Origin of the sequence: Burkholderia sp. Bp9016 (assembly GCF_003857765.1) — a bacterium.
Lineage (GTDB): Bacteria > Pseudomonadota > Gammaproteobacteria > Burkholderiales > Burkholderiaceae > Burkholderia.
Genome location: NZ_QTPY01000003.1, coordinates 283,624 through 303,806 on the forward strand (window position 1 = coordinate 283,624; position 20,183 = coordinate 303,806).

The 20,183-nt window shown below is 66.8% G+C and carries 17 protein-coding genes and 1 pseudogene; 13 read left to right on the forward strand and 5 right to left on the reverse strand.

The features are described from left to right. Positions 1-77: 77 nt before the first annotated feature. Both DIE13_RS05605 and DIE13_RS05610 read left to right on the forward strand, forming a co-directional pair. Positions 78-1,637 (forward strand): sigma-70 family RNA polymerase sigma factor, encoded by a 1,560-nt coding sequence (locus DIE13_RS05605; RefSeq protein ID WP_124826213.1) that lies wholly within the window; start codon positions 78-80, stop codon positions 1,635-1,637. 212 nt (positions 1,638-1,849) lie between these two features. Then, positions 1,850-2,728 carry a helix-hairpin-helix domain-containing protein gene (locus DIE13_RS05610; RefSeq protein ID WP_124826214.1) on the forward strand — a complete coding sequence of 293 codons (879 nt, stop codon included), beginning with the start codon at positions 1,850-1,852 and terminating at the stop codon, positions 2,726-2,728. Positions 2,729-2,789: 61 nt separating this feature from the next. Here the strand turns inward: DIE13_RS05610 and DIE13_RS05615 are convergent, their stop codons facing one another. Next, positions 2,790-3,215, reverse strand: coding sequence for a helix-turn-helix domain-containing protein (locus DIE13_RS05615; protein WP_124826215.1), 426 nt, complete (start codon positions 3,213-3,215; stop codon positions 2,790-2,792). 138 nt (positions 3,216-3,353) lie between these two features. Here DIE13_RS05615 and DIE13_RS05620 point away from each other — a divergent pair, with 138 nt between their 5' ends. Further along, the gene (locus DIE13_RS05620; RefSeq protein ID WP_124826216.1) at positions 3,354-3,851 is read left to right on the forward strand and encodes a DUF2938 domain-containing protein; all 498 of its coding nucleotides are present in this window, start codon (positions 3,354-3,356) and stop codon (positions 3,849-3,851) included. Between the two features lie 87 nt (positions 3,852-3,938). Here the strand turns inward: DIE13_RS05620 and DIE13_RS05625 are convergent, their stop codons facing one another. Next, on the reverse strand, positions 3,939-5,012 hold the full coding sequence (locus DIE13_RS05625; protein ID WP_124826217.1) for a tetratricopeptide repeat protein: 1,074 nt from the start codon (positions 5,010-5,012) through the stop codon (positions 3,939-3,941). Between the two features lie 56 nt (positions 5,013-5,068). Continuing rightward, positions 5,069-5,509 carry a MarR family winged helix-turn-helix transcriptional regulator gene (locus DIE13_RS05630; protein WP_124826218.1) on the reverse strand — a complete coding sequence of 147 codons (441 nt, stop codon included), beginning with the start codon at positions 5,507-5,509 and terminating at the stop codon, positions 5,069-5,071. 189 nt (positions 5,510-5,698) lie between these two features. Between DIE13_RS05630 and DIE13_RS05635 the strand changes: the two genes are divergently transcribed. Next, positions 5,699-7,180, forward strand: a complete 1,482-nt coding sequence (locus DIE13_RS05635) for a DHA2 family efflux MFS transporter permease subunit (RefSeq protein ID WP_124826302.1) — start codon at positions 5,699-5,701, stop codon at positions 7,178-7,180. A 55-nt stretch (positions 7,181-7,235) separates the two neighbouring features. Here DIE13_RS05635 and DIE13_RS05640 read toward each other — a convergent pair whose 3' ends face one another. Continuing rightward, on the reverse strand, positions 7,236-8,750 hold the full coding sequence (locus DIE13_RS05640; protein WP_124826219.1) for an acetyl-CoA hydrolase/transferase family protein: 1,515 nt from the start codon (positions 8,748-8,750) through the stop codon (positions 7,236-7,238). 646 nt (positions 8,751-9,396) lie between these two features. On the opposite strand from DIE13_RS05640, the gene DIE13_RS05645 reads away from it, so the two are divergent. The 9 genes from DIE13_RS05645 (at position 9,397) to DIE13_RS05685 (ending at position 18,985) form a co-directional block, all read left to right on the forward strand. Further along, positions 9,397-10,092 (forward strand): CDP-alcohol phosphatidyltransferase family protein, encoded by a 696-nt coding sequence (locus DIE13_RS05645; protein WP_124826220.1) that lies wholly within the window; start codon positions 9,397-9,399, stop codon positions 10,090-10,092. Next, positions 10,089-10,898, forward strand: coding sequence for a 2OG-Fe(II) oxygenase (locus DIE13_RS05650; RefSeq protein ID WP_124826221.1), 810 nt, complete (start codon positions 10,089-10,091; stop codon positions 10,896-10,898). The genes DIE13_RS05645 and DIE13_RS05650 overlap by 4 nt, the downstream gene beginning before the upstream one ends. Further along, the gene (locus DIE13_RS05655) at positions 10,895-11,896 is read left to right on the forward strand and encodes an HpnL family protein (protein WP_124826222.1); all 1,002 of its coding nucleotides are present in this window, start codon (positions 10,895-10,897) and stop codon (positions 11,894-11,896) included. The genes DIE13_RS05650 and DIE13_RS05655 overlap by 4 nt, the downstream gene beginning before the upstream one ends. A 36-nt stretch (positions 11,897-11,932) precedes the next feature. Further along, positions 11,933-12,700: an NTP transferase domain-containing protein gene (locus tag DIE13_RS05660; RefSeq protein ID WP_124826223.1), complete on the forward strand. Its 768-nt coding sequence runs from the start codon at positions 11,933-11,935 to the stop codon at positions 12,698-12,700. Further along, on the forward strand, positions 12,697-14,370 hold the full coding sequence (gene aepX / locus DIE13_RS05665; protein ID WP_124826224.1) for a phosphoenolpyruvate mutase: 1,674 nt from the start codon (positions 12,697-12,699) through the stop codon (positions 14,368-14,370). The genes DIE13_RS05660 and aepX overlap by 4 nt, the downstream gene beginning before the upstream one ends. Next, positions 14,367-15,554, forward strand: coding sequence for a phosphonopyruvate decarboxylase (aepY, locus tag DIE13_RS05670; protein WP_124826225.1), 1,188 nt, complete (start codon positions 14,367-14,369; stop codon positions 15,552-15,554). Before aepX ends, aepY begins: the two co-directional genes overlap by 4 nt. Beyond that, positions 15,554-16,618, forward strand: a complete 1,065-nt coding sequence (locus DIE13_RS05675) for a 2-aminoethylphosphonate aminotransferase (RefSeq protein WP_124826226.1) — start codon at positions 15,554-15,556, stop codon at positions 16,616-16,618. The genes aepY and DIE13_RS05675 overlap by 1 nt, the downstream gene beginning before the upstream one ends. A gap of 457 nt (positions 16,619-17,075) precedes the next feature. Beyond that, a complete protein-coding gene (locus DIE13_RS05680) occupies positions 17,076-18,344 on the forward strand; it encodes a M20 family metallopeptidase (RefSeq protein WP_124826303.1) in 1,269 nt (422 codons plus the stop codon). Beyond that, positions 18,341-18,985: a trimeric intracellular cation channel family protein gene (locus DIE13_RS05685; protein ID WP_124826227.1), complete on the forward strand. Its 645-nt coding sequence runs from the start codon at positions 18,341-18,343 to the stop codon at positions 18,983-18,985. Before DIE13_RS05680 ends, DIE13_RS05685 begins: the two co-directional genes overlap by 4 nt. 336 nt (positions 18,986-19,321) lie before the next feature. Here DIE13_RS05685 and DIE13_RS05690 read toward each other — a convergent pair. Then, positions 19,322-20,073, reverse strand: a pseudogene (locus DIE13_RS05690) (acyltransferase family protein). Between the last annotated feature and the right edge of the window lie 110 nt (positions 20,074-20,183).

Sequence of the window (20,183 nt, forward strand, 5' to 3'; positions counted from 1 at the left end):
CCGCGGACACCGGCAGCCCGAAAAACCCGCGGACTTCGGCCCGCCCAGACAGGAACGCGGCTCGCGCCGCCATCGACATGACCACGCCACGCCCCACACTCCGGGCGGACACGCCCCTCGATCCGATCATCCAGTTGCTGGCCCTTGCCGGCGAGCAGGGTTATCTGACGCACGCCGACATCGTCGACGCGCTGCCGCCCGAAAGCGACAGCCCCGACGCGCTGGACGTCGTGCGCGCTGCGCTGGCGGACATCGGCATTGCCGTGCTCGACGAGCCGGCCGCGCCGGTGCCGTTCGCGGGCACAGCGCAGGCCGACGTCGATCGCGACGCGCTCGACGAGGGCCGCGCGCTGCTAGGCGATCTCGCCCGCGGCGCGAGCGCCTCGACCGATCCGCTCGCGCTCTACATGCGGCGCATCCATGCCGTGCCGCTGCTCAAGCGCGAAGACGAAATCGTACTGGCGCGCGAAATCGAAACGGGCCGCCACCAGATCCTGCATGCGCTCGCCGGTTGTCCTGCGGCGGTCGACGTGCTGCTCGCGCGCCACGGCGCAACGGCTGCAACCGGCGCGGCCGGCGACGAGGGCGATGAAGTCAAGGACGGCGACGCCGACACGCCAGCCCCCGCGCGCTACGACACGCTGCTCGACGCGGTCGCGGCCGTGCGCGGCGCACTGCACGCGCAAGGCTGCCGCTCGACCGAATACCGCGACGCGCGCAACCGGCTCACCGCGTTGCTCGATACGCTCGCATGGGTTGCACCGGCCGTCGACGACGCGAGCCGCGTCGTGCGTACGCTCGCGTCCATGCCGTCCGATGCTCCGGACACGCCCGCCGGCAGCGACGCCGCCTGCTTCGACGCAGTCGCGCGGCGGGCACTCGGCGCCGCGCTGAGCGACGGTCAGCAGAAAGTGCGCGACGGCACCCGCGCGATGCTGGAAGCGAATCTGCGGCTCGTGCTGTCGATCGCGCGCAAGTACATGAACCGCGGCGTCGAACTGCCGGACCTCGTGCAGGACGGCTGCCTGGGCCTGATGCGTGCGATCGAGAAGTTCGAATACCGGCGCGGCTTCAAGTTTTCGACCTATGCGACCTGGTGGATCCGGCAGGCGGTCGCCCGCGCGGTCGCCGACCGCTCGCGCACGATCCGAGTGCCCGTGCACGTCGGCGACCAGTACCAGCGCGTGCAGCGGCACGCATTGCGCTTCCGCCAGCGCACGGGCCGTCGCGCGACGCCGGCCGACCTCGCCGCCGAAACCGGGATGGCCGAGGACAAGCTGCGCGCCGTGCTCGCGCTGCCCGCGGAGCCGCTGTCGCTCGACACGCCGATGCCCGACACGGACACCGGCCTCGTCGACCTGGTCGAGGACCAGACTTCGGCGAGCCCGTTCGAGCGGCTGGCGAACACGCGCATGCGCGAATGCGTGACGTCGCTGCTGCGCTCCGTCACGCCGGCCGAGGCCGACGTGCTGCGCCGGCGGTTCGGTCTCGGCGGCGCCGAGCCCGACACCTACGACGCGATTGCGCAGGACGCGGGGATGTCGCGCGAACGCGTGCGGCAGATCGAGAAGCGCGCACTCGCGACGCTGCGCACGGCCGCCGAGGCCGAAGGCGCGCACGCGTTCCTCGACGCGTAACCGGCCGCGGCGCGCGGCCGCGCGTTGGTGCTGCATCCCGGCACGAACGCCGACAGCGCCGCGCGCGGCCCGGTTCACGCCGGTGCAACGTTTGCCATTGACGCGCATCAAGTTTTGTTCGTCGCTTGCCGCGACAATATGCTGACATGCAAGATAGACCGGCGCGTGATGCGCCGCGCCCATTCCGCTTGCGCTTTCCCGGGCCCCTCTCCATGCAGACGAGCGTCAGCGAGACGAACGAGGAAAACCGGCAGATCGCGGCATGCCTGCGCGAAGCCGCGCAGTTGCTTGCCGACCAGGGCGCCAACCCCTATCGGGTTGCCGCATATCGCGCGTCGGCCGACACGATCGAGTCGCTCGACGACAGCCTGCGCACACGCTTCGACGCGGGCGGTGTCAATGCGCTCGGCGCGCTGCCGGAGACCGGCACGGGCGTCGCGCAGGCGATCGCCGAACTGCTGGTGACCGGACGCTGGCGCCTGCTCGACCGGCTGCGCGGCGAAGCGGAACGCGCGTCCGCCTTCGAAGCCGTGCCGGGCATCGGCCACGCGCTCGCACTGCGGATTCACGACCAGTTGCACATCGATACGCTCGAGGATCTCGAACGCGCGGCCCGCAGCGGCCAGCTCGAAACGATCGCCGGCGTCGGCCCGCGCCGCGCGGCCGGCATCCGCGCCACGCTCGACGACGTGCTGACCCGGCGGCGGCGCTGGCAAGGCCATGCGCGCAACGCCGACCCCGGCACCGAACCGCCCGTCGAACTGTTGCTTTACATCGATCGCCTGTATCGCAACAAGGCCGCCGCCGGCATCCTGCCGACGCTCGTGCCCCGGCGCGTGAACGCGGACGTCAGCGTGTCGCCGCCGGTGATGCACATGACGAAAGGCGGCTGGCATTTCACCGCGCTGTGCCCGTATCCCGCGCGCCCGCAGGACGCCGTTCGCACGGCGGACTGGGTCGCGCTCTACTTCTACGACGCGTTGCAATGCGAGCATCAGCGGACGATCGTCACCGAAACGCTCGGCACGCTCGTCGGCAAGCGCATCGTGCGCGGACGCGAAATGGAATGCCGCGTGTATTACGCGGGATGAGGCGAGCGGCGCACTAGCGAGGTGCGGCAGGCCGTTGCGCAATGATGCCTGGCCAGGCCGCCTACGTACCCTCCGCCTTTGTACGACGCGCCGGATGACGATGCGCGGCGATACGCAGCAGCTTGCGAAACGACGGGCACTCGAGATGGCTCGGCGCCGGGCAAACGGCCGCATGTCGCAACGCATCGCGCACCGCACCGAGACGGCGGATCGTGCGATCGAGCTCGTCGGCCTTGTCGTCGAGCTTCGCGCGATCGATCGCAGGCCGGCCGTCCGCGCCGAACATCGCAAGGATGTCGTCCAGCGAAAAACCGGCCTCCCGGCCGAGCGCGATCAGCGCGAGGCGTTCCAGCACCGACTCGTCGTATTGGCGCCGCAGCCCGTGACGACCCATCGGCACGATCAAGCCCTTTTCCTCGTAGTAACGCAGCGTCGACGCGGGCAATCCCGAGCGGCGCGCGACTTCGGCGATGTCCAGACGACTCATGCTTGACCTCAAGTGAACTTGAAGTTGCAAGATAGTCGCTCGCATCCTTCAACACAAGCCCACCGCCATGACACCGCCGAAACCGTCCCGTCGCCCGTTGCGCCACGCAGCCGCCGCCATTCCCTGCGGAGGCGCTCGATGACCTCGTCCGGCCTCCTGCCGCGCATCCTGCTGATCGGCGCAGGCGCCACGCTCTTGATGGATTTGTGGGCTCTGTTCCGGCGCAGGATGTTCGGAATTCCGTCGCTCGACTACGCGCTGGTCGGCCGCTGGCTAGGCCACATGATGCGCGGCCGGTTCCGGCACGCGTCGATCGTCACCGCGCCGCCCGTGCCGGGCGAACGGGCGTTCGGCTGGATCGCGCATTACGCGATCGGTGCCGCGTTCGCCGTGCTGCCCGTCGCGATCGCCGGCACGGAATGGGTCGGCGCGCCGACGCCCGTGCCGGCGCTCGTCGCGGGCCTTGCCAGCGTCGCGGCACCGTTCTTCGTGATGCAGCCGGCATTCGGCTTGGGCGTCGCCGCATCGCGCACGCCGCAGCCGGCCATCGTGCGCCGGCGCAGCATCGTCGCGCATCTGGCGTTCGGCGCGGGGCTTTATCTGGCGGCGATCGCGCTGTCCGCGCCGGGTCGCTGACAGACCAGGCCGAAAACAGTCGCGCAACCGCTGCCCGGTGGAGAAAGCGTGCTCCACGTCCATCCAAGCGGAGCGGCCATCAAGACCTCACCCGCCGTCGCTGCGTTGCGCCGTTTCCTCGTAATGGTCGAGCGCGTCGAGCAGTTTGCCCGGCCGGCTCATCGCCGCCTTCAGCCGCGCGGCTTTCTCGATATCGGCCGGCGCCGTGAGTTTCGCGCCCTGATCGAGATACGTCTGCGCACGCGTATCGCCCGCTGCAGCGGCCAGACCGAACAGCGCATTCGCGGCGATCGGATCGTATCCGACGCCCTCCCCCGAGTAGTACATCAGGCCGAGACGAAACAGCGACGATGCGATGCCCTGCTCGGCAGCCAGCCGGTACCAGCTCACGGCTTCGGCGTCGTCCTTGCGCACGCCCTGCCCGTTTTCGTACATCAGGCCGAGATTGTTCTGCGCGTTCGCATTGCCCTGTTCCGCGGCACGCCGGTACCAGTTGAATGCGTCGGTATCGCTCTGAGGCACCCCGTGCCCGACGTCGTACAGATAGCCGAGGCTGTTCTGCGCCTTCGGGTTGTCCTGCTCGGCCGCCCGTCGATACCATTTCGCGGCTTCCGCGTAATCCTGCGGCACGCCCTTGCCGTCGTCGTACATCATCCCGAGGAACAATTGCCCTTTGGCCGAGCCGTGTTCGGCCGCAAGCCGGTAGAAGCGCACCGCCTCCGCCAGATCTTGCGGCACGCCTCGACCATCCTCGTATGCGCGGCCAAGATTGCCCCACGCGCTCGCGTTGTCCTGCGCGGCCGAGCGCCGATACCAGCCCACGGCCTCCGACGCGCTTTGCGGGACGCCGGTGCCGTCTTCGTAAAGCGTGCCGAGATTGTTCTGCGCGGACGAATCGCCCTGATCGGCCGCACGCCTGTACCACTTCGCGGCTTCGTCGACATTGCGCTCGATGCCGTTGCCGGTCTCGTACATCACGCCCACGTTGTACTCGCCGACCGGGTCGCCGAGCTTCGCCTTCGCCATCGCCTCGTCGAACGTCATGGGCACATCGTCGTCGTGCGCGAGCCAGACGATGCCGATCCCGAGGATCAGGACCAGCGCGAGCGCGGTGAAAATTGCAATACGGGTCTTCCGGCCGATTCGTCGTGCCTGTGCCATCTCTCGGTGTTCTCTTTATTGTTGTTGCAAACGGCGCGCCCTGACGGACGCCCGCATCATTCGCCGCCGCTGTCGATCAGGTTGTGGCGCACGCGCCCGAGCAGGCGCACCAGCGTGTCGCGCTCGTCGGGGGTGAAGCCGCGCAGCCCGTCGTCGGACACGGTATCGCCCACTTCCAGCATCTGCGGAAAGATCGCGCGCGACTTGTCGGTCAGACGGATCACGAACGCGCGGCGATCTTCGTCGTTCGCGATCCGCTCGATCCAGCCGTAGCCTTCCATCCGGTCGAGCAGCCGTGTCAGCGAGATCGGCGTGATCTCGAGCCATTCCGCAAGCCGCGCCTGATTCATCTCGCCTTTCCACGTGAGATACGCGAGCACGCGGCTTTGCGCGCGCGTCAGCCCGAGGCGCTTCGCGCGCCGGTCGAACAGGCGTCCGTGCAGGCGTGCCACGTCGGAGATCAGGTAGCCGATCCGGTTCTCGTAGGTCTTGTCCATCGGGCGATTATAGGGTCAAGCCGTTCATGACCCGCGCGACACGGCTGCGGCGATGAGCACAAATATAATAAGCGTGCTTATAATTCCGGTCATACCGGATTGCCGCCCACGGCGACCGCTCCACGGAGACACCGCTTGAATCCCCCCGCCGCCGACGCTGCCGCCTCGCCGCCCGCCCTCAATCGGCCGATGCTGACCTTGTCGATCATGCTCGCGACGCTGATCCAGACGCTCGACAGCACGATCGCGAACGTCGCGCTGCCGCACATGCAGGGCACGCTGTCCGCGTCGCAGGACGAAATCACCTGGGTGCTGACCTCCTACATCGTCGCCGCGGCGATCGCGACGCCGCTGACCGGCTGGCTGTCCGACCGGCTCAGCATGAAGCGGCTGCTGACGATCTCGATCGCGGGCTTCACGATCGCGTCCGCGCTGTGCGGGCTGTCCGAGTCGCTCGTGCAGATCGTCGGCGCGCGGTTACTGCAGGGCGTGTTCGGCGCCGCGCTGGTGCCGCTGTCGCAATCGATCCTGCTCGACATCAACCCGCGCGAGAAACAGGGTCAGGCGATGGCGATCTGGGGGATGGGCGTGATGGTCGGCCCGATCCTCGGCCCGACGCTCGGCGGCTGGCTCACCGACAGCTACAACTGGCGCTGGGTGTTCTTCATCAACGTGCCGATCGGCGCATTCGCGCTGGCCGGCGTGCTGACCTTCCTGCCCGCGCGCGCGCCGCGCCCGCACGTGAAATTCGACGCGTTCGGCTTCGCGACGCTCGCGCTCGCGATCGGTGCGTTCCAGGCGATGCTCGACCGCGGCGAACAGCTCGACTGGTTCGGCTCGTACGAGATCCGCATCGAGGCGCTCGTCGCGGCGCTCGGCTTCGCGTTCTTCCTCGTGCATACGGCGACCGTCGGCAAGGCCTCGTTCTTCAAGTCGGAATTGCTGCGCGACCCGAACTTCGCGACCGGCACGCTGTTCATCTTCGTCGTCGGCGCGGTGCTGTATGCGACGCGTGCGCTATTGCCGCCCATGCTGCAGAACCTGATGGGCTATCCGGTCGCGACGACGGGCCTCGTCACCGCGCCGAGCGGCGCAGGCACGATGATCGCGATGCTGTTCGTCGGGCGATTATTGAAATACGTGGACGCGCGCGCGCTGCTGCTCGCCGGGCTGGCGATTTCCGCGCTCGCGCTGTGGCAGATGATGCAGTACACGATCGTGCTGTCCGAGGCGGACATCGTGTGGCCCGGCGTGGTCCAGGGCTTCGGGCTGGGGCTGGTGTTCGTGCCGCTGAGCGCGCTGTCGTTCTCGACGCTGACGCCCGAGTTGCGTGCGGACGGCACGGCGACCTACAGCCTGATGCGCAACATCGGCAGCAGTATCGGCATCTCGATCGTGCAGACGCTGATGACGCGCAACACGCAGGTCGCGCACGCCGACCTCGCGACCCACATCACGCCGTTCAACCCGGCCGTGCAGGCGATGGCCGGCAGCAATCTGGACATCGCGCTGCTCGACCGCACGATCAACCAGCAGGCCGCGATGATCGCGTACCTGAACGACTTCAAGCTGATGTTCGTCGCGACGCTGCTGATGATCCCGCTGTTGCTGCTGATCCGCCCGCCGCAGAAAACGGCGAGCGTCGACGTCTCGCACGCGGCGATGGATTGACGACACGCCGGGCGCATGCATCGCGCGCGCCCGTTGCGTCGTGTCAAACCTCCCGTCAGGCCTTCATCGTGCCGGTACGCACGTAGCGTTCGTGCCACGACAGCGCCTCGGCGAGCAGATGCGGCGTGTGCTTGCCGAAGCTCTCGCGCGACGCGCGCTCGAAGTAGTCCTCGAGCATCGGCCGGTAATCCGGGTGCGCACAGGTCGCGATGACCTTGCGCGCGCGCTGCTTCGGCGACAGGCCGCGCAGATCGGCGAGCCCCTGCTCGGTGACCACCACTGCGACATCGTGCTCGGTATGGTCGACGTGGCTCGCCATCGGCACGATCCGCGAGATCGCGCCGCCCTTCGCGGTACTGGCCGACATGAAACACGACAGGTAGCCGTTGCGAGCGAAGTCGCCCGAGCCGCCGATGCCGTTCTGGATCTTCGTGCCCATCACGTGCGTCGAGTTCACGTTGCCGTAGATGTCGGCCTCGATCATCCCGTTCATCGCGATGCAGCCGAGGCGGCGCACGAGTTCGGGATGGTTGCTGATCTCTTGCGGACGCAGCAGGATCTTTTCGCGGAACGTCGCGATCTCGTCGGCAAAACGCTGCACGGCGGCCGGGCTCAGCGACAGCGCCGTGGCCGACGCGAAGCTCAGCGTGCCGTCGTCGAGCAGGTCGAGCATGCCGTCCTGGATCACTTCGGTGTAAGCGGTCAGGTTCGAGAAGCCGGCCGAGCTCAGTTCCGCGAGCACCGCGTTCGTGATGTTGCCGACACCCGACTGCAGCGGCAGCAGGTTTTCCGGCAGACGGCCGCGCTTCACTTCGTGGCGCAGGAAGTCGATCAGTTGCAACGCGATCTGCTTCGACGTAGCGTCCGGCGCGGAGAATGCGTTGCTGCGGTCCGGCGCATCGGTCTCGACGATCGCGACGATCTTGTCGGCCGGGCAGCGCAGGTACGGCTCGCCGATGCGGTCGTCGCTTTTCGTCAGCGGAATCGGCTTGCGATGCGGCGGCAGCGCGGTACCGTAATAGACGTCGTGCATCCCGTCGAGGCCGAGCGGCTGGCGCGCATTGACTTCGAGAATCACATGCCTGGCGCGCTCGAGCCACGTCTTGTTGTTGCCGATCGACGCGGACGGAATCAGCAGCCCGTCTTCGCGGATGCCCGCGACTTCGACGATCGCGACGTCGAGGTCGCCGTACAGCCCGAACCACGCGTATTGCGCGACATGACTGAGGTGGACGTCCTGATAGTCGACTTCGCCGCCGTTGATCTTGTCGCGCAGCGTCGGGTCGGACTGGTACGGCAGGCGCATCGAGATGCCGTTGGTGCGCGCGAGCGCGCCGTCGAGTTCCGGCGCGGTCGAGGCGCCCGTCAGTACGTTGATCCGGAAGTCCTCGCCGCGCGAGTGCGCCGCGTCGATATGCGCGGCGAGCGCGGCCGGCACGGCCTTCGGATAGCCCGAGCCGGTGAAGCCGCTCATCGCGACGGTCATGCCGGGACGGATCAGCGCGGCGGCTTCGTCGGCGGTGCGGACGAGCGAACGCAGGGCGGGAGCGAGGATGCGTGAAGAAGACATGGCTGTATATCTGACGCTTTTGGTCTGTCGTTGACGTCGCGGGGGGTGTCTCCGGAGCGACGCGAAGCCCTTGGGGCCGCGAGGAGCGGCCGGCACCACAGGCACGGTCGGAGTATCGCAGAGGCCATCGCCGCGAAATGTCCGCTGAATGCAAAAGATACTTACTGAATGTATCGGGTATCGAACGGCCGTTCTGTGACAGGCGCGAACCCTCGGCGCGCTGCGCCGCGCACGCAGCGGATGCACCCGAAAGGTGCGCGAAAGCGAACGACGAATCGGCCGAAACACGCGCACATTGTCCGCGCTCACGGCCGTAATGAATCTGCAAGAACCGACGCGTGATCGGCACGACCATTTGTCGCCCGCCACCGTTTTTCCTGCCTGATCGACATCAAACCGCGCACGCGCGCAGCCACCGGCGGTACGCGCATGAAAACGCCGCCGAGCCCGCGCGACAGGCCCGGGCGCCCTTGACAGTCGCGCCACGCGAACCACACTGGATCAGGTATGGCCCGCCTGTCCGAACGCCGTTTCGCGCATCCGGTTCGCAACCGGCCGATGTCTGGAATACGCGGTAACACTCCCGCATGTCAGGACATTGATCGAATAAAAAGCAACAAATTACAATTCCGTATATATTTCGCCGATGGACCAAAGAAAAACTGCAACACGCTCCGAGCCCCCCCTGCCGCGCACCTGGGATGCGCGGCTGGCGCGCTCGCTTGTCCGACCGCTCGTCGACACCCCCGTCACCCCGAATCACCTCACCACCGTACGTCTGCTGATCGGCCTCGCCGGCGCCTGGTGCCTTGCGCACGGCGGTTTCGGCTGGAGCAACGCAGGCGCATTCCTGATCGTGCTGTCGAACTTCGTCGACCACACCGACGGCGAACTCGCGCGCATCAGCGGCAAAACCAGCAAGATCGGTCACTTTTACGACCTCGCGGCCGATGCGCTCGTGACGGTCGCGCTGTTCGTCAGCATGGGCGTCGGCATCGTCGCCCAGGGCGGCCAGATGGTCACGTCGCCGGTACTGCTCGGCGCGGTGGCCGGCGCGGCCGTCGCGCTGATCTTCTTCCTGCGCATGCGGATCGAATCGATCGCGGGCAAGGCCGGCACCAAGCAGGCATTCGCCGGCGGCTTCGAGACGGAGGACGTCCTTTATCTACTGCCGCTCGTGACCCTCACCAGCGGCGTCCAGCCGTTTCTGCTCGCGGCGTCGATCGGCGCTCCGCTGTTCGCCGCCTGGGTCGTGATCGACTGGTGGCGCGTCGTGCGGCGCGGCAACCGCCCGCAGAACCCGGCCGCGCAGAACCCAACCGAAATCCAGGCTTCCAAATGACTCCTAGCACGCGCGACGACTCCGTGCTGAGCCCGGCACGCCCCGCGCCTGCGCGCGCGGTTGCGGCCGATCCCGATCGCACCGTGGCCGACTGCGTCGGCCGCCTCGATCTCGACCGTCTGCGCGGCGACTACACGCGCCAGGGGTCGTTCCTGTATCTGGACGCGTTCCTGCCGCCCGACGCCTACGCGAAACTCGCGGATGCCGCGCGCGCGATGCAGCCCGGCCTGAACCGCAATTACCTGCCCGGCCACAAGCAGGGCGGCAGCGTGAGCCGTCATACGATCGACGAGCAGGCGCCGTACATCGCGGAACTGTACCGCTCGAAGGCGCTGCTCGGCTTCCTGGAGAAGGTCACCGGCGACAAGCTGATGCTGTCGCCGGACAACGATCCGCACGCTTACGCGCTGTACTACTACACGAAGCCGGGCGACCACATCGGCTGGCACTACGACACGTCGTACTACGACGGCCGCCGCTACACGCTGCTGATCGGCGTGATCGACGAATCGTCGTGCCGGCTCGACTACGAGCTGCACACGCGCAACCCGGACGTGCCCGACGAACCGGGTTCCGTGCAGATCGCCGACGGCGGCATCGTGCTGTTCGACGGCGACAAGCTGCGCCATCGCATCACGCCGCTCGGCCAGAACGAGATGCGCGTGTCGCTCACCTTCGAATACGTCACGAACCCCGGCATGCGGCCGTGGAAGCGCTTCATCTCGAACATGAAGGACGCGATCGCGTATTTCGGTTTCCGCCAGGTGTTCAAGCAACTGGCGTCGCGACGGACGAGCGGGTCATGACACGCGCCGGCCTGATCCTGCTGTCGCTCGGCACGGCACTGTTCGTCGCCCTGCTCGCGTGGCAGGGTGTCGGCGCGGTTGCGTCGACGTTCCTCGCGGCAGGCTGGGGGCTCGCGCTCGTCGCGGCATTCCACGTCGTGCCGCTCGTGATCGACGCGATGGCGATTTCCGTGATGTTCCGCCGCGGCCAGCCGGGCGCCGAGCTCGGCAACGCGCTGCGCGCGCGCTGGGTCGGCGAATCGGTAAACAGCCTGCTGCCCGCCGGACAGATCGGCGGCCCGGTGCTGATGGTGCGCCATCTCGCGCAGCGCGGCACGCGCATGGCCGATGCAGCCGCCGTCGTCACCGTCAGCACGACGATGCAGGCGCTCGCGCAGATGGCGTTCGCGCTGATCGGCATCGCCGCGTTCAGTCTCTATGCGACGCACGATTCGGTCGCGCATCTGCGCACGCCCGCGCTGATCGCCACCGGCGTGCTCGGCGCGCTCGCCATCGCGTTCTACGCGGCGCAGCGGCGCGGGCTGTTCGGCCGCGGGCTGCGCATCGCGTCGAAGCTGCTCGGCCCGCGCGACTGGTCGTCGCTGGCGACCCGCGCGGACGCGATCGACGACGCGGTCGGTGCGCTGTACCGCGATCGCGCGAAGGTCGCGAAGACCTTCGCATTGAGCCTCGTCGGCTGGATCGTCGGCACCGCCGAAGTGTGGCTCGCGCTGCACTTCCTCGGGCACCCGGTCAGCTGGCTCGACGCGCTGCTGCTCGAGAGCGTCGGCCAGGCGATTCGCGGTGCGGCGTTCGCGATTCCCGGCTCGCTCGGCGCACAGGAAGGCGGTTACCTGCTGCTCGCCCCGCTGGTCGGCCTGCCGCCCGACGCGGCGCTCGCGCTGTCGCTCGCGAAGCGCGCGCGCGAACTCGCGCTCGGCCTGCCCGGCCTGCTCTATCTGCATTTCAGTGAAAGAAACTGGCAGCGGCGCCGCGCGCCGCAGCCGCTCGCCGACTGATCGTTCAGATCCGCCGGCTTTTTGGTTGGAGAACCCATGCGAGCCATCATTCTTGCGGCAGGCCTCGGCTTGCGCCTGCAACAACCGCCCGAAGCGCAGTTCCCGAAGTGCCTGCTGCGCTTCGACGACGTGTCCCTGCTCGAGCGCCATCTGCGCGTGCTCGATGCCGCGGGCGTCGACGAAATCGTGCTCGGGCTCGGCTTCCAGTCCGAGAAGGTCGAGCAGGAGCTGAAGCGTCTCGGCCGCACCGCCGAGATCGTGCTGAACGAGCGCTACGACCTTGGCAGCGTGCTGACCGTGCACACCGTCGCCGATGCGATGACGCGCGGCGGCGACGTGCTGCTGATGGACGCCGACGTGCTGTACGACGAGAACATCCTGCACGCGCTGGTGGCCGATCAGGACAAGGCGGTCGATCGCCTGCTGATCGACCGCGACTTCGAGGCCGGCGACGAACCCGTGAAGCTGTGCCTGAAGAACGGCGTGCCGGTCGAGCTGCGCAAGCAGCTCGCGGTCGAGCTCGACTACGACACGATCGGCGAATCGGTCGGCTTCTTCCGCTTCACCGAAGGCACCGCGCGCCGCCTTGCGAAGATCGTCGCGGGCTACGTCGACAGCGGCCGCGCGAACATGCCGCACGAGGAAGCCGTGCGCGACCTGCTGCTCGAAGGCGGCCATTCGTTCGACGTCGCCGACGTCACCGGTTCGCCGTGGATCGAGATCGACTTCCCGAACGACGTCGCTCGCGCGACGCAAGAAATCCTCCCCCTGATTCAACGCACGACCGCAGGAGCCGCACGATGAATGCACGCGAACCCAACTTCTCCGAATCGCGCAGCGCACGCCTGCGCCGCATGCTCGTCAGCAACGAACTCGAATTCCTGATGGAAGCGCACAACGGCCTGTCCGCGCGGATCGTCCGCGAAGCCGGCTTCAAGGGGATCTGGGCGTCGGGCCTCGCGATCTCCGCGCAGTTCGGCGTGCGCGACAACAACGAGGCGAGCTGGACCCAGGTCGTCGACGTGCTCGAGTTCATGGCCGACGCGAGCGACCTGCCGATCCTGCTCGACGGCGACACCGGCTACGGCAACTTCAACAACGTGCGCCGCCTCGTGAAGAAGCTCGAGCAGCGCGGCATCGCCGGCGTGTGCATCGAGGACAAGCAGTTCCCGAAGACCAACAGCTTCATCGGCGGCGAGCGCCAGCCGCTCGCGGAAATCGACGAATTCTGCGGCAAGATCAAGGCCGGCAAGGACTCGCAGAGCGATCCCGACTTCTCGATCGTCGCGCGTGTCGAGGCACTGATCGCGGGCTGGGGGATGGACGAGGCGCTGCGCCGCGCGAATGCGTACGCGGAAGCCGGCGCCGACGCGATCCTGATCCACAGCAAGCTGTCGCGCCCGGACGAGATCCTGCAGTTCGCGCGCGAATGGAGCGGCAAGGCGCCGCTCGTGATCGTGCCGACCAAGTACTACAGCACGCCGACCGACGTGTTCCGCCAGGCCGGCATCAGCACCGTGATCTGGGCGAACCACTTGATCCGCGCGTCGGCATCGGCGATGCAGTCCGTCGCGCGCGAGATCCATGAAAACCAGACGCTGATCAACGTCGAGGACCGCGTCGCATCGGTCAACGAGATCTTCCGCCTGCAGGACGCCGACGAATACTCGGCTGCCGAGCGCATCTACCTGTCGTCGGCGTCGCGCGCATCGAACGCGGCGATCGTGCTCGCCGCGAGCCGCGGCAAGGGCCTCGAAGCCGTCACCGAGGATAAACCCAAGGTCATGCTGCCGGTCGCCGGCAAGCCGCTGCTGCGCTGGCTCGTCGACGGCTTCAAGAAGCATGGCGTCAACGACATCACCGTGGTCGGCGGCTATCGCGCCGACGCGATCGACACGTCGGGCATCAAGCTGGTCGTCAACGAGCGCCATGCGCAGACGGGCGAGCTCGCATCGCTCGCGTGCGCGGCCGAACGGCTGAACGGCGACACCGTGATCTCGTACGGCGACCTGCTGTTCCGCAGCTATATCCTGCGCGACCTCGCGGAGAGCGAGGCCGAGTTCAGCGTCGTCGTCGATTCGTCGCTCACCGAGCCGACCAACCAGAGCGTGCGCGACTTCGCGCTCTGCTCGGCTGCGGACGACCGCGGCCTGTTCGGCCAGAAAACCTACCTGCAACGCGTGTCGAGCGACGTCGCCGCGGGCACGCCGCACGGCCGCTGGATCGGCCTGCTGAACGTGCGCGGCGCCGGCGTCGAACGCCTGAAGGCAATGCTCGCGACGCTGCAGGCGCGCCCCGATTTCGACACGCTCGACATCCCCATGCTGCTCAATGAGCTGATCGCCGCCGGCGAGAAGATCGAGGTGCAGTACGTGCACGGCCACTGGCGCGGCGTCAACGATCTGGAAGACTTCCGCCGCGCGGGCGACTTCGCGCACGGCCAGACGCCGCTCGGCGACGGGAGTGCGCAATGATCGAAGCGGCCCAGTTCGTCGAGGCCGCGCGCGAGCGCGGTTTCGACTGGTACGCGGGCGTGCCCTGCTCGTACCTGACGCCGTTCATCAATTACGTGCTGCAAGACCCGACGCTGCACTATCTGTCGGCCGCGAACGAAGGCGACGCGGTCGCGCTGATCGCGGGCGCCACGCTCGGCGGCAAGCGCGGGATCGCGATGATGCAGAACTCCGGCCTCGGCAACGCGGTGAGCCCGCTCACGTCGCTGACGTGGACGTTCCGGCTGCCGCAGTTGCTGATCGTCACGTGGCGCGGCCAGCCCGGTGTGTCCGACGAGCCGCAGCACGCGCTGATGGGCCCGATCACGCCGGCGATGCTCGACACGATGGAGATCCCATGGGAGACGTTCCCGACCGACCCCGAACAGGTCGGCCCGGCGCTCGACCGCGCGATCGCGCACATGGACGAAACGGGCCGCCCGTACGCGCTCGTGATGCAGAAAGGCAGTGTCTCGCCGTATGAGCTGAAGGCGAACCCGGCGGCCGCGCCGCGTGCGCATGTCGCCGCGCAGTCGGCGGCCCGTGCGAAATCGCCGGCCGCGTGGCCGACCCGCCAGGACGCACTGCAACGCGTGATCGCACACACGCCGGTCGATTCGACCGTCGTGCTCGCGTCGACCGGTTTCTGCGGCCGCGAACTCTATGCGCTCGACGATCGCCCGAACCAGTTGTACATGGTCGGCTCGATGGGCTGCGTGACGCCGCTCGCGCTCGGTCTCGCGCTCGCGCGCCCCGACCTGCGCGTGGTGGCCGTTGACGGCGACGGCGCCGCGCTGATGCGCATGGGCGTGTTCGCGACCCTCGGCACCTACGGGCCGTCCAACCTCACGCACGTGCTGCTCGACAACGGCGCGCACGAATCGACGGGCGGCCAGGCGACGGTGTCGCGACATGTGTCGTTCGCGGGCGTCGCGGCCGCATGCGGCTATGCGTCGGCCGTCGAAGGCGACACGCTCGACGTGCTCGACGCCGCGCTCGACGCATCGAACCCGAACGACGGCACGTGCTTCGTGCGACTCGCGATCCGCACCGGCGTGCCCGACGGCCTGCCCCGCCCGACCGTGACGCCGGTCGACGTGAAGACCCGTCTGATGCGGCATATCGGCGCCGCGCAGGCGCAAGCCCATACCGAAGGAGCGCACTGATGCTGCTGCTGAACCCCGGCCCGGTAACGCTGACCGAACGCGTGCGCCGCAGCCTGCTGCAACCCGACCTGTGTCATCGCGAAAGCGAATTCTTCGATCTGCAGGATGAAGCGCGTGCGCGACTCGTCGCCGCGTACGAACTCGATCCGGCCGAATGGGCCGCCGTGCTGATGACGGGCTCGGGCACCGCCGCCGTCGAAAGCATGGTCGCGGCGCTCGTGCCGCAGGACGGCAAGCTGCTCGTGATCGAGAACGGCGTGTACGGCGAGCGCATCACGCAGATCGCGACGCAGTACGGCATCGCGCACGACGTGCTGAAGCACGAATGGATGCAGGCGCCCGATCTCGCGCAGATCGCCGCGCGGCTCGACGCCGGCAGCTATTCGCACGTCGCGGTGATTCATCACGAAACGACGACCGGCCGGCTGAACGATCTCGGCGCGATCGCGGAAGTCTGCCGTTCGCGTGGCGTGAAAATGCTCGTGGACGGCGTCAGCAGCTTCGGCGCCGAAGCGATCGATTTTGCCGGTGGCGTGATCGACGCGGTTGCCGCGACCGCGAACAAGTGCCTGCATGGCGTGCCGGGCGCGGCATTCGTGATCGTGCGCCGCAGCGCGCTCGCGAAGGCCGCGAGCCGTACTTACTATCTTGACCTCGGTCGTCTCGCCAAGCTGCAGGATCAGCGGAATACGCCGTTTACGCCGTCCGTGCATGCGTATTACGCGCTTGTCGAGGCGCTGCGCGAGTTCGATGAGGCGGGTGGCTGGCGTGCGCGGCATGCGCACTACAAGGCGCTTGCCGATCAGGCACAGGCCGGACTTGCCGCGCGCGGGATGCCGCTCGTGTTGCCGGAAGGTGCTTCGTCGGTCGTGCTGCGTGCGTATCGGCTGCCGCAAGGCGTCACATACGAGACGCTGCACGACGGGTTGAAGGCGCGCGGCTTCGTGATCTATGCGGGGCAAGGCGGGTTGTCGAAGGAACTGTTCCGGATCTCGACGATGGGCGCGATTGCGGCGGCTGATGTCGATCGGTTGCTGGACGGGTTTACGGCGTTGACGCGGTAAGCGCTCGCCCGCACCGTGCAGACAAAAGGCCCGCGAGGGCCTTTTTTTGATTCAACGCGGAATTCCGGGGAACGCGGCACATTTGTCCAGGTTCGGTCAGAAGGAGTCGTACGCCGTCTCGCCGAGCCGGACCTGCGGGCGACCGCTTTGTCTCATGAATCGACAGGAACTTCCGGATTGCCGCTATCGAGACTATGGTTCTCTTGTATTCCTGTCCCGCTTAGGGGCAGTAGGCGATATTTGACGGAAACGCAAACCGAAGTGCCAGGGTAGAGGCGGCTCGCCCGGATGTTCCGTGTTTCGCCCTGTCGCATACATCGGACGAGTCGGCGGATTGCGTACCGCGCTCCTGCCGCCGGGTCGCCAGATCGGGCGCAAGCGCTGCCAGGCTTCACCGACGGCCGGTGCGTGCGATGCGACATCGGCCACCGCAACGAACCATTTGAAAGGATCGATCATGCCTGCATTGGTGGAAGCGACCAAGGACGCCATCGAAAGCCTCTTGCCTGAGCTCGAGGCGATCTACAAGGACCTGCACGAGCATCCCGAACTGTCGATGCAGGAAGTGCGCACCGCACGTATTGCAGCCGATTATCTCGAAAATGTCGGCTATGACGTTACGCGGGGTGTCGGCGTGACCGGCGTCGTGGCGGTGTTACGCAACGGCGACGGTCCGACTGTAATGTTGCGCGCCGACATGGATGCGCTTCCGATGGCAGAAGCGACCGGATTGCCGTATGCCAGCACGGCGAGGGCGAAGGACGAGGATGGCCTCGAAGTGGGCGTCGCGCACTCGTGCGGCCACGACATGCACGTGACCTGGTTGATGGGTGTGACGCACCTGATGGCAGCGCACCGGGACGCCTGGCGCGGAACGCTGATGGCGGTCTTTCAGCCGGGCGAGGAAGTGGCGCGCGGCGCCCGCAGCATGATTGACGACGGCATGGCCGAACGCTTCCCGAAGCCTGACGTGATCCTTGGCCAGCACGTCATGGTTGGCGCGGCGGGCACGGTCGGCTATCGGAGTGGCACGATTCTTTCGGCGGGCGACAGTTTGAAGGTAAGGCTGTTTGGACGCGGTTCGCATGGATCGCAGCCACAAACCTCGATCGATCCGGTCATCATGGCGGCTTCGACGACGCTCCGTCTGCAGACGATCGTATCGCGGGAAATCTCCCCGCGCGATAGTGCGGTGCTGACGATTGGTGCGCTGCAGGCGGGCACGAAAGAGAACATCATCCCCGACGACGCGACGCTCAAGCTCAACATGCGCACCTTCGACGAAGACGTGCGCGAATACATGCTGGGTGCGATCCGTCGCATCTGTTGCGCGGAATGCATGGCTTCCAACGCACCACGCGAGCCCGAATTCACGACGCTCTCGAGCTATCCGCTGACGATCAACGACGCGCAGACAAGCGAGCGTGTGCAGGCGGCTTTCGAAGCACACTTTGGCGAGCGCGCCTACGAAACGCCCCCGGCAGCGGCGAGCGAGGACTTCAGCGTATTCGGGCGCGAATGGGGCGTGCCATATGGGTTCTGGTTCATCGGCGGAACCGATCCGGATACGTTTAGAAAAGCGTTGGCAGAGAAAAAGCTCAACGAGATCCCCAGCAACCATTCGCCGAAGTTCGCGCCGGTACTCGACCCGACGCTGCGTACGGGGCTGGAAGCGATGCTATGTGCGGCCGGCGCGTGGCTCGACAAGCGAGATACATCGGCGTGAATTCGCACGCGGCCTACTTCGCCCTCGATCTGGTCGGGACTTTCGTATTCGCCATGAGCGGCGCTATTGCCGCTCGCCAAAAGCGGCTGGACCTGTTCGGCATCTTGTCCATCGCGTTCATGGTGGCATGCGGCGGCGGAATCGTGCGTGACGTCTGCATTGGCGCGATTCCGCCGGCAGGGCTTTCAAACTGGAGATATCTGGCGGCTTCCGTGCTCGCGACCGCGGTCGCGATTTTCGCGTATGCGCCGGTACGCCGTCTACGGCAGCCCGTCCTCTTCTTCGATGCGATTGGGCTCGGCCTGTTCTCCGTTGCGGGTGCGCAAAAGGCACTGAGCTTCGGACACAATGCGGAGCTCGCCATTTTGCTCGGCATCGTGACTGCGGTCGGCGGCGGTGTCATGCGCGACGTCGTGCTTTCGCGCCTGCCGGCCATTTTGGACCGCGAGGTCTATGCGACGGCTGCGCTCGCCGGTGCGGGCGCACAAGTTCTGTTCTCGTCCGCGCACTGGACGCAATGGTGGACGCCATGGTTCGCGACAATCCTCTGCGTCGCCATTCGGCTTGCTTCGCTTCGGTTTGGCTGGCGCTTGCCCACCTTTCGTGGGCAACGCGCCAGCGAGCTTCCCGACGACGAATAGCCTGCATGGACGTACGAATCCGACAACACCCAGGTCTTCACGATTGCATGTTTACCGCGTGCAGGTCGGCTCAAGGGAGATGCGGATTCGTGCTGCCCTTGCAAGTACAACGCGATGCACTCGATTGATGTTCCTGATCACCCACCGACACTGCATACCGCGCCGTTGTAACCCGATCCAGACAAAAAGGTTCATCGCAGATTCCGGGGAGCGCCGGGGACGAACGTCGGCGGCCGGCCACTTTCGGCCATTCGCGGTTGATGTCTAGATCGCTGACAATCGATGCAACTGATGGGAACCCGCGTCGTGGTGTCAAAGGCGAGCGCCGTCCGGAGCTCACGCCGAGACGCGAAGCCACTTCCGCTTAACGAAGCGATCGAGCGGCGTCGCATAGCCTCGTGCGATCAGTGTACTCACGGCAGCCGACAGCACCAGATAAACGCCGAGCAATAGCAGTTTCTCATTACCGTGCATCGCAGATGGTGGGTACAGCGTGCGAAGGCCCCCCCGAGCACAACGAGATGAAACAGATAAAGCTCGTAGCTGAGTTTGCCGCTCCAGCGTAGCGGCGCCAGCAGGCGAGCGCTTCCGGGAGCACCGCTGGCGTGCGCGTTGATCAGCAGCACGGCCGTGCCGAGCGCGATGCCGGTCACGCCGAAGACGTGGCTTTGCGCGATGGGCCACGCAATCCAGAAAGTCAACGACGCGAAATTGACGAGCCAGAACGACACGGCCACGCCGAGCGGCGCATGATTGCTGAATATTGCCACGCTGACCGCCGCAAGCCCGTTGACGAGGACGAGCAACAGGAGCAGGCATGGCATGATGCGTGCGGTGCGCGACACATAAAAAGTTCGCGCATCGATTGCACCGAGATAGCCCCATCGGCGCCGAGCATTTGACGTGATCAGGTAGCCGGAGATGACGAAGAACATCGTGACGCCATAGTTGCCGTTCCGGACCACGGCATGCATGGCATCCCAGCCGAATGCCTACGCGACGGCCGTATCGCGCAGCACCTACGCTATGTTGAAGTGGTGCAGCAGATCGAGCAGGATCGACACGCCGCGCTGCGTATCGATCCGCAGATTGCGGGGGCCGGGCTCACGGTCTCTGTCCCGGCGTCGCGTCTGCGGACGTGGGTAGCGCCTGCAGAAACGCGTTGCGCAGGCAGATAGTTGCCTCAGCACCAACCGTA

Bases quoted from the DNA above. Each gene is read 5' to 3' on its own strand.
- DIE13_RS05605 (WP_124826213.1), top strand. From the start codon at position 78: ATGACCACGCCACGCCCCACACTCCGGGCGGACACGCCCCTCGATCCG.
- DIE13_RS05610 (WP_124826214.1), top strand. From the start codon at position 1,850: ATGCAGACGAGCGTCAGCGAGACGAACGAGGAAAACCGGCAGATCGCG.
- DIE13_RS05615 (WP_124826215.1), bottom strand. From the start codon at position 3,215: ATGAGTCGTCTGGACATCGCCGAAGTCGCGCGCCGCTCGGGATTGCCC.
- DIE13_RS05620 (WP_124826216.1), top strand. From the start codon at position 3,354: ATGACCTCGTCCGGCCTCCTGCCGCGCATCCTGCTGATCGGCGCAGGC.
- DIE13_RS05625 (WP_124826217.1), bottom strand. From the start codon at position 5,012: ATGGCACAGGCACGACGAATCGGCCGGAAGACCCGTATTGCAATTTTC.
- DIE13_RS05630 (WP_124826218.1), bottom strand. From the start codon at position 5,509: ATGGACAAGACCTACGAGAACCGGATCGGCTACCTGATCTCCGACGTG.
- DIE13_RS05635 (WP_124826302.1), top strand. From the start codon at position 5,699: ATGCTGACCTTGTCGATCATGCTCGCGACGCTGATCCAGACGCTCGAC.
- DIE13_RS05640 (WP_124826219.1), bottom strand. From the start codon at position 8,750: ATGTCTTCTTCACGCATCCTCGCTCCCGCCCTGCGTTCGCTCGTCCGC.
- DIE13_RS05645 (WP_124826220.1), top strand. From the start codon at position 9,397: ATGGACCAAAGAAAAACTGCAACACGCTCCGAGCCCCCCCTGCCGCGC.
- DIE13_RS05650 (WP_124826221.1), top strand. From the start codon at position 10,089: ATGACTCCTAGCACGCGCGACGACTCCGTGCTGAGCCCGGCACGCCCC.
- DIE13_RS05655 (WP_124826222.1), top strand. From the start codon at position 10,895: ATGACACGCGCCGGCCTGATCCTGCTGTCGCTCGGCACGGCACTGTTC.
- DIE13_RS05660 (WP_124826223.1), top strand. From the start codon at position 11,933: ATGCGAGCCATCATTCTTGCGGCAGGCCTCGGCTTGCGCCTGCAACAA.
- aepX (WP_124826224.1), top strand. From the start codon at position 12,697: ATGAATGCACGCGAACCCAACTTCTCCGAATCGCGCAGCGCACGCCTG.
- aepY (WP_124826225.1), top strand. From the start codon at position 14,367: ATGATCGAAGCGGCCCAGTTCGTCGAGGCCGCGCGCGAGCGCGGTTTC.
- DIE13_RS05675 (WP_124826226.1), top strand. From the start codon at position 15,554: ATGCTGCTGCTGAACCCCGGCCCGGTAACGCTGACCGAACGCGTGCGC.
- DIE13_RS05680 (WP_124826303.1), top strand. From the start codon at position 17,076: ATGCCTGCATTGGTGGAAGCGACCAAGGACGCCATCGAAAGCCTCTTG.